Origin of the sequence: Desulforhopalus sp. IMCC35007 (assembly GCF_005116575.1) — a bacterium.
Taxonomy (GTDB): domain Bacteria; phylum Desulfobacterota; class Desulfobulbia; order Desulfobulbales; family Desulfocapsaceae; genus Desulforhopalus_A.
Map to the genome: position 1 here is coordinate 1 of NZ_SWCN01000063.1, position 1689 is coordinate 1689.

Sequence of the window (1689 nt, forward strand, 5' to 3'; positions counted from 1 at the left end):
GGGGTCACCCATTAGCCACCCCCGTCAATAGGGACGAACGAATTTCTGCGGTTCGTCCCGCATCCCGTCTCTACTCTGCCCGGCCGGCGACGGCCCCGCGCACTTGGTTCTCGTAGTGTGGTTGCGCGATAGCGCGCACCAGTCACCCATCAGGATCAAGGCCGGCACGGTGTGCTGTGCCTGCCCCTGGCTGCACTGGCAGCCCCAGAAAACCCTCTGTTCCCCATCGCGTCCAATCGTGGCGAGCAAACGTGCTCGCACAGATCTGTGGTTTCGCCCACGTTCTTTCCCAGGCGATCCAATCCTTGGTGGCTCGCGATACGGGCGCAGCTTCGCCTTGCTCAGGCGGGGCCGGTGGTGGCGTGCAATCAGGTCTCCTGGTTATGCCAACCCCTTGGCGGCACTGCCACCACCGCCCCATTGCTCCTTATCCGAACGCTCGCGCCACGTCGAAGGGCTCACCGCTCTTCATGACGTGGTAGCTCGCCCGCGCCAGCTTGTGGGCCACCGCCTTGATGGCTACCACCGGCAGCGTGCGGGCGCTCTTCTTCTGGTAGAAGCGCTTGATGCGTTCGTTGTAGCGCACCGCAAAGTGCGCCGCTTCGACGAAGGCCCAGGCCAGGTGCCGGTTGCCGCACTTGGTGTTGCCTTCTCCTTTTTTCTTGCCGTTCGACTCGCGCCGGCTGCTGACCGTGCGGGCGTAGGAAGCGAAATTGCCGGGACTCGCGAAGCGACCGATGTCGCCGGTCTCCAGCGCAATGGTCAGCGCCAGCACCTTGCCGATGCCGCTCACCGTCTGCAGCGCGCGGTAGTCCTCGCGCAGCGTGGCGCGCTCGAGAATGGCGTGTTCGAGCCCGTGGATCTGCTCGTCGAGGCAGTGCATCACGGCAAGGTTGGCCTGCACCGCAAGGGCCTGCTCGGGCAGCAGCGCCAGCGCATCGATGTCCGGCGCCTGCCAGCCCTTGATAAGATTGCCGGGCGCAGCGAGACTCAGGTTGCGGGCCAGCAGGTTCTGGATGCTCAGGATCTGGGTGGTGCGCTGCCTGACCAACTGGCTGCGCTTTCTCAGCAGATCGCGCACGGCGCGCGCTTCACGCGGATAGATATACCCCTCGGGCAGAATGCCCAGGCGCAGCAGGTGCGCAAGGTGCCGGGCATCGGCTGCATCGCCGCTGTACTTGAGCCCGTCATACTGCTTGACCGCTGCCGTGTTCACCAGATGCACCACGTACCCTGCCTCCTGCAGACCATCGACCAGCCAGTACCAGTTGAACGTCGATTCCACCGCTACGCCCTGGATCTGCCCGGCGCACGAGCGCAGCGCCGAAATGATGCCATCGAGATTATTGGGCAAGCGCTTGCGGTAAACCACCCGGTCGGTTTCATCGAGCACTACCACCATGCTGTTGTTGGAATGCAAGTCGATTCCAGCATAGAGTTCCATGTCGGCCTCCTCGTTGTGGACGTTTCGTCTGTGTTGGAACCCAAACGATACGCCCGCGCCCGGAGGCCGGCCCATGGCTAGATGTTTATCAGGTCTCTGATAGTTACATTGAGTGGTCGGGGTCACCCATTAGCCACCCCCGTCAATAGGGACGAACGAATTTCTGCGGTTCGTCCCGCATCCCGTCTCTACTCTGCCCGGCCGGCGACGGCCCCGCGCACTTGGTTCTCGTAGTGTGGTTGCGC

The 1689-nt window shown here is 63.3% G+C and carries 1 protein-coding gene; it reads right to left on the reverse strand.

All coding sequences use genetic code 11. From position 1 onward, the window contains the following. Positions 1-427: 427 nt before the first annotated feature. The gene (locus FCL48_RS24570; RefSeq protein ID WP_136876729.1) at positions 428-1444 is read right to left on the reverse strand and encodes an IS110 family transposase; all 1017 of its coding nucleotides are present in this window, start codon (positions 1442-1444) and stop codon (positions 428-430) included. Positions 1445-1689: the final 245 nt, after the last annotated feature.